Below are 6,000 nucleotides of genomic sequence, written 5' to 3' on the forward strand. Positions count from 1 at the left end.
CCCGTCCCCAAATGGCAGGTGTGGGTTAGATGACGTAATCGTAGCCTTCGTTGGGAGCGACAAGCTGATCGAGCGTCACACCGTCGAGGTAGTCGTTGATAAGCTTGTCCAGGTTCTTCCACACGTCGAGCGTGGGGCACTCGTCAGAGCGCGAACAACCCTTGCAGTCGCCATCCAGGCAGGCGACCGGCGCCAGGCTGCCCTCGGTCAGGCGCAAGATCTCGCCCACCGTGTACTGCTCGGGCGGGCGCGTGAGCACATAGCCGCCGCCCTTGCCGCGCATGCCCGAGAGCATGTTGGCGCGCACGAGCGTAGCCAGAATATTCTCGAGGTACTTCTCCGAAATACCCTGACGCGCCGCAATCTCTTTAAGCGGGATACGGCCTGTCGCCTGGTGCTCGGCCAGGTCGACCATAACGCGCAGGGCATATCTGCCCTTTGTGGAAACCAACATATATATAGCTGCCTTTCGGTCTTTTAATTCGTAGAAATTCTAGCCGAAAAATTGGTTTTGAAAATACCTATTCCCGTCAAGATGGTTAATCGACTCGTAATAATCTTCTATTTCCTATTGCGTTACTAGGCTTTACTGTCTACTATGCTTGCCAACAGCAAAACGAACAACCTATAAGGTTTGTGGGTTTCGCTGCCACACACACCGTAAAACCACACGGTATCCAGTCATTTGAACACTTTGGAGGTTCACCATGAGCAATGTTTACACGTCCATCGATCAGCTTATCGGCCACACCCCGCTTCTGGAGCTCACCCACTTCGAGGCCGACGAGGACCTCAAGGCCCGTGTGCTCGTCAAATTGGAATACTTCAACCCCGCCGGGTCCGTCAAAGACCGCGTCGCCAAGAACATGATTGACGAGGCCGAGAAGGCCGGCAAGCTCGTGCGCGGTGGCGACTACACCATCATCGAGCCCACGAGCGGCAACACCGGCGTCGGCATCGCCTCGGTGGCGGCGGCCCGCGGCTACAAGGTGATCATCACTATGCCCGAGACCATGTCCGTCGAGCGCCGCAAGCTCATGCAGGCATACGGCGCACAGCTCGTGCTCACCGACGGCTCCAAGGGCATGAAGGGCGCTATCGCCAAGGCGGAGGAGCTGCAGAAGGAAACTCCCAACAGCATCATCGCCGGCCAGTTTGTGAACCCCGCGAACCCGGCCATTCACAAGGCCACGACCGGCCCCGAGATCTGGGACGACACCGACGGCAAGGTCGACATCTTCGTCGCCGGCGTCGGCACCGGCGGCACCGTGACCGGCGTGGGCGAGTTCCTCAAGGAGCAAAACCCCGAGATTCAGGTCGTCGCCGTCGAGCCCGCCACCTCCCCGGTGCTCTCTAAGGGCCAGGCCGGTCCGCACAAGATCCAGGGTATCGGTGCCGGCTTTGTGCCCGACGTCCTCGACACCCAGGTCTATGACGAGATCATCCCCGTCGAGAACGACGATGCCTTTGCCACCGGCCGCGCCGTGGGCCACAAGGAAGGCGTGCTCGTGGGCATTTCGTCCGGCGCCGCCGTCTGGGCCGCTCTGCAGCTGGCCAAGCGCCCCGAGAACGAAGGCAAGACCATCGTGGCGCTGCTCGCCGACACCGGCGAGCGCTACCTGTCCACGGCACTCTTCCAGGACTAGAGCTCTCGTTCCTAGAACGAGTCCAAGGCACGCCGGTCTCCCCTCTCTTCTGGCAGCCTGAGCTCATCCCAACAGGGTGTCCCACAGGACGCCCGAACTTGCTACAATGTCTGCGGCGCGGAACCAGCCTCCCGCGCCGCTTTTCTTTTTTGGCCACATGCCACCAAGGAGAACCTCCCCATGCACAACAAGCGCGTGCTCGTCGCCATGAGCGGCGGCGTCGATTCCAGCGTGACCGCGTATCTGCTCAAAAGTCAGGGTTACGAATGTGTCGGTGCCACCATGCGCCTCACCTGCCCCGCGCCCGATCCCACCACGGGCATGAGTAAGTTCGACCGCGACATCGCCGATGCAAAGGCCGTCGCCGAGCGCCTGGGGATACCCCATCACGTGCTCGACTTGCAGCAAACCTTCGACCGCAACGTGATCGAACGCTTTGTGAACGCCTACCAAGAGGGGCTGACGCCTAACCCGTGCATCATCTGCAACCGCCATATTAAGTTTGGCGCGCTGCTCGATGCGGCACTCAATATGGGCTGCGATTACATCGCCACAGGTCACTACGCCAAAACGAGCCAGGCGTCCGACGGAACCTGGCAGCTGCATCGCGGCGAGGACCCTAAAAAGGACCAAAGCTACTTTTTATATTCGCTTACGCAGGAGCGCCTGGCGCACACGATCTTTCCGCTGGCAGGCCTGGACAAGGAGCACGACGTGCGCCGCATTGCCGCCGAGCAGGGCTTTGCCAACGCCAAGAAGGCCGAAAGCGAGGACATCTGCTTTATCGCGGATGGCGACTATGCGGGCTATATCGAGCGTCGGTGCGGACATCCCGCTACACCGGGCGATATCGTATGGCGCGACGGCAGCGTGGTCGGACGCCACAACGGCGCGTTGCGCTATACCATCGGCCAGCGCAAGGGCCTGGGCGTCGCGATGGCGCATCCCGTGTACGTAACGGGCGTCGACGCCGCCAACAACATTGTGCATCTGGGCGAAGCCGAGGACCTAACCGCGGCGGCGCTAACTGCCAATGAGTGGATTTGGAGCGCGCCGGCAGAGTGCATGGAGGCCGAGCTCGATGCCGGCGGCATTCGCGTGGGCGCCAAGTACCGCTACCGACAGAAAGACCAGGCAGCGACCCTTACGCGCGGCGAAGACGGGCAAATGTTGCTGACCTTTGACGAGCCGCAGCGCGCCATCGCCCCCGGACAGGCCGTCGTCGTCTATCGGGGCGACATCGTCCTGGGCGGCGGCACCGTGACCGGCGCGCTTAAGTAGCCGCGGGTTTATCGCTGCACGTGTCGAAGTACCTCAACAGCGGCACCAACCTCGATTACGCGACGCTCAAGGCCGCGGTGAATGGCCTCGAGTCGACCCTCCGCCGTCGCCCACTCGCTCTGCGAAAGAATCTCGATCGCTTCATCAACAAATCCGTTGAGCCGCGATGAATCGAACCAATCGAGCAAATCCGCAAGCGCCAGCTGGACGGAAGGGTCGGGCCCAAACGGCTTAGCGGAAAACCCAAACTCCCCAGCTGCGAGCACGGCAGTTGGTACGTTGTACCACAGACAGTTGCCGCTATCGAACAGCGGAGCAGGTTTTATCTCCAGGGTATCGACATTGCGGATGATGCCGAAGTTTCGCCAATGGCGGTCGCTGTTGGCCAAAAGGGCATCGCAGACAATCATCTGCGACATAGACCTTCTCACAGCGGCCTCATCGGCACCATGCTTGCCGAGGTAGCAACAGTACCGGTCGTACGTCGAGTTTCCCCGCTGACTACCAAGTACGCCCTTAACGTAAACAGCCGGAACGTATTCCTCGCGGCCGTCAAGAAAGTCGTCGCACAGACACACAGGGCCATCGAATATGCGCTCAACCGTGTAAGGAACAAACTCCCCCTTGGAAAGCAAGCGACGATGTAGAGCCGTTGCAACCGCCTCGTTAAAGGGACGCTGATCGTCCATCCCGCACCCTTTAGCCAAAACGCGAATGCCGTTTCGGATCATCCACGATTTAGGGAGCTCGCCCTCGGACGTGTTATCCGGATTTTTTAGACCGATGCCTTCCAGCCAACCCGAACGCTCTTCGGGCGCCGATCGCTCAAATTCGTTCTCAAAGTAATTGATGCTTTGCCATTTGAGTTCGGCGCAATCGGCCGGCCGCAGCCAATAACAATCCGAAAGCGATAAGCCCAGGCACCGAACCGGAACCTCGATGCCACTGGCAATTCCCAGTTCACGATAGCGCGAGACGAGTCCAGGGCGGACGTCAGGCACCGACCGATGGCTCCACCACACGTTGAGCTCCCGTTTATTCGCCGTAGGAGAAGAGCTCGAGCATGTGCCAAACGGCATTCGTTGCGCATCGAGGACCTCGGCGATTTCGAAGGGAAACTCACGCGTCGGATCAAACGAGACATGCGCGACCTCATAGTCAGCCGACATCAGCGTAAATTTGCGTCCCACATCGGCTGCAGGACGGCGGCCGCGTTTGCGAACCTTTTGATAGGCGGTCGCAGAATTGTACTCGACCATCTTCCGGCCGCCCACAATATCGCACACAAGCGTCCCCGATGCGGCAAGTTGCGATATGCGGGCTTTCGTAACGCCCAACAGGCGGGCGGCATCACCCATAGATAAGTACTCAGACGTATACATACACCGCATCACCTCGTTAAGTATTTCACACGTTAAGATAACTTATCTTATACATGATAATACTAAACGGACTGAATTGAAAAAAGGCCCGAAAAATCGGGCCTTAGTGATTGCTCGGCTGAGTTACGGACTGCCCCTTAGCGCTGCACGTAGGCGCGGACCAGCTCAAAGGTGTTACGCACACCGTCGATGTGGCTGCGCTCGTAGTTGTGGCTCGCGTACACGCCGGGGCCGATCAGACCATGGCGAATGTCGTAGCCGGCCGAGAGCGTGGCCTCGACGTCGGAACCGTAATGCGGGTACACATCGATGGCGTAATCGAGCTCCAGCTCGCGCGCGATGTTGGACAGCGTGGTTACCAGGTCGTAGTTGTACGGACCGCCCGAATCCTTGGCGCAAATCGAAACCATGCGCTCGGTGCAGCCTAAGTCGTCACCCACGCAGCCCATGTCCACGCTGATCATCTCGCGCGTGTCGGCCGGCACAAAGGCACCGCCGTGGCCGACTTCCTCGTACACCGTAAAGAGCAGCGATACCTTGCGCGAAAGCGTCACCTCGCCGTCAGCAACGGCGCGGGCCAGACCCAGCAGAATCGACGCGGACAGCTTGTCGTCAAGGAAGCGACTCTTGATGTAGCCGCTCTCCGTCACCGTGGTACGCGGATCCATAGCGATGATGTCGCCCGTCTGAATGCCCAGCTCAAGCACGTCATCCTTGCTGTCGACATTCTCGTCGAGCAGGATTTCCATGTTCTTCTCGATGGTCTTGACCGGCTCGTCGGCCACGTGCGCCGAAGGCTCGGTGTTGAGAACCACACCCGTGTACACATTGCCGTCACGCGTGTAGACGGTGCAGTTCTCGCCATCGGCCGTAGACCACTGGTGCCCACCAAGCGTCGTGGGACGCAGGCGGCCATTGTCCTTAATGGAGCGTACCATGGCGCCCAGGGTGTCGACATGGCTCGCCAAAACAAGCGGCTCGCCCTCGCCGCCAAGCTCAACCAGCACGTTGCCCTTATTGGAACGCTCAGGGCCAAAGCCCATATCACGCAGGGTCTCCTTTAGATAATCAGTCGCCGCACGGGTATAGCCCGTAGGCGAAGCAATAGAAGTCAGCGTCTTAAGCTGTCCCGCGATATAGGAGAGCGTCTCCTCTAGAGAAGCATCGATATTGGAACCCATATGCATCCTTCCAAATAAAACTAAGACCGAATCCCGATTTTAACCGTTCTACACGTGCAATGCCCTAGAAGCCGAGCCACCTCCAGACGTCCTCGCGCCGATTTTGCGCACGCGCACGGTTTAAAATCCGAATCTTGCATAAAGCTTTTCGATTTCTGCATAAAAATGAGGCATCTTCTTGCTTCGTCTCAGGGTACCCCACTTTGGACCGTGCAAAAAACGGAGTATTCAGCACCGTGGGCCCCAACGGCCCCATCACAAACGACAAAACGATGCGGTTACAGCAGTATTGCGGGTCGTCGCAAAGCAGAAACTCAGTAACAACCCCCTCCACTCATCGATAGCCCACCCACAATGGCTGTCGATGGGCGTCTGCGGGCCACTACGGGCCATTCAAAACGTTATGCATTTTTAAGAGCTTGCTGAATACTCCCAAAAATGCACGCTGGGAAGTGCGGGTGACGCATAATTTCTTTCGCAAATTGACAACCGCATAGCGGAACACGGCCC

Annotated in this window: 5 protein-coding genes; 2 read left to right on the forward strand and 3 right to left on the reverse strand. The window is 58.8% G+C overall.

The genetic code is table 11. The features are described from left to right. Window positions 1–25: 25 nt before the first annotated feature. Window positions 26–454, reverse strand: a complete 429-nt coding sequence (locus DW796_RS07840; protein ID WP_117564502.1) for an Rrf2 family transcriptional regulator — start codon at window positions 452–454, stop codon at window positions 26–28. Window positions 455–707: 253 nt separating this feature from the next. On the opposite strand from DW796_RS07840, the gene cysK reads away from it, so the two are divergent. Next, entirely contained in the window at window positions 708–1,646 is a 939-nt protein-coding gene (cysK, locus tag DW796_RS07845) for a cysteine synthase A (RefSeq protein WP_055250951.1), read from the forward strand. A gap of 57 nt (window positions 1,647–1,703) precedes the next feature. Next, window positions 1,704–2,927 carry a tRNA 2-thiouridine(34) synthase MnmA gene (mnmA, locus tag DW796_RS07850; protein WP_255413553.1) on the forward strand — a complete coding sequence of 408 codons (1,224 nt, stop codon included), beginning with the start codon at window positions 1,704–1,706 and terminating at the stop codon, window positions 2,925–2,927. An 8-nt stretch (window positions 2,928–2,935) separates the two neighbouring features. On the opposite strand, the gene DW796_RS07855 is transcribed toward mnmA, so the two are convergent. Together DW796_RS07855 and DW796_RS07860 are read right to left on the reverse strand one after the other, a co-directional pair. After that, complete coding sequence (locus DW796_RS07855; protein ID WP_118094770.1) at window positions 2,936–4,309, reverse strand: DNA-binding protein; 1,374 nt, start codon at window positions 4,307–4,309, stop codon at window positions 2,936–2,938. A gap of 137 nt (window positions 4,310–4,446) precedes the next feature. Beyond that, window positions 4,447–5,490, reverse strand: coding sequence for a M42 family metallopeptidase (locus tag DW796_RS07860; protein ID WP_118094771.1), 1,044 nt, complete (start codon window positions 5,488–5,490; stop codon window positions 4,447–4,449). Window positions 5,491–6,000: the final 510 nt, after the last annotated feature.

Origin of the sequence: Collinsella sp. AM31-2AC (assembly GCF_003469285.1) — a bacterium.
In the GTDB taxonomy this organism is placed as follows: Bacteria; Actinomycetota; Coriobacteriia; order Coriobacteriales; family Coriobacteriaceae; genus Collinsella; species Collinsella aerofaciens_AT.

Coding starts and splice junctions, on each gene's coding strand:
- DW796_RS07855 (WP_118094770.1), bottom strand. CDS start 4,309: ATGTATACGTCTGAGTACTTATCTATGGGTGATGCCGCCCGCCTGTTG.
- DW796_RS07840 (WP_117564502.1), bottom strand. CDS start 454: ATGTTGGTTTCCACAAAGGGCAGATATGCCCTGCGCGTTATGGTCGAC.
- DW796_RS07860 (WP_118094771.1), bottom strand. CDS start 5,490: ATGGGTTCCAATATCGATGCTTCTCTAGAGGAGACGCTCTCCTATATC.
- cysK (WP_055250951.1), top strand. CDS start 708: ATGAGCAATGTTTACACGTCCATCGATCAGCTTATCGGCCACACCCCG.